Origin of the sequence: Pseudomonas sp. SIMBA_068 (genome assembly GCF_046534705.1) — a bacterium.
GTDB lineage: Bacteria > Pseudomonadota > Gammaproteobacteria > Pseudomonadales > Pseudomonadaceae > Aquipseudomonas > Aquipseudomonas putida.
Genome location: NZ_JAWRYI010001651.1, coordinates 1 through 236, shown reverse-complemented (window position 1 = coordinate 236; position 236 = coordinate 1). Strand labels below are relative to the sequence as shown.

The following is a 236-nucleotide window of genomic DNA, read 5'->3' as shown; positions in this document are numbered from 1 at the left end:
ATGTTACCGAACAGTCGCAAACCGAGTGAAACTGGTTTGGACAGCAGGCTTACCCCTTCAAGGATTAAGTTGACAGGAATGAACGCCCAGTGATTGAACGGCTGCAGCGTCAACTCTTTCGTGAAGCCGCCGATGCCTTTCATTTTGATGCTGTAGAACAGAATCAGGATAAATACGCCCAGTGCCATAGACAGCGTTACGTTCACGTCCGCAGACGGAACCACACGCAGTGCAGG

At 50.8% G+C, this 236-nt stretch carries 1 protein-coding gene; it reads right to left on the bottom strand.

Annotation, left to right across the window (positions count from 1 at the left end; all coding sequences use genetic code 11):
- A partial coding sequence (locus SB756_RS35335) for a F0F1 ATP synthase subunit A (RefSeq protein WP_410913916.1) occupies window positions 1–236 on the bottom strand: 236 nt, incomplete at both ends.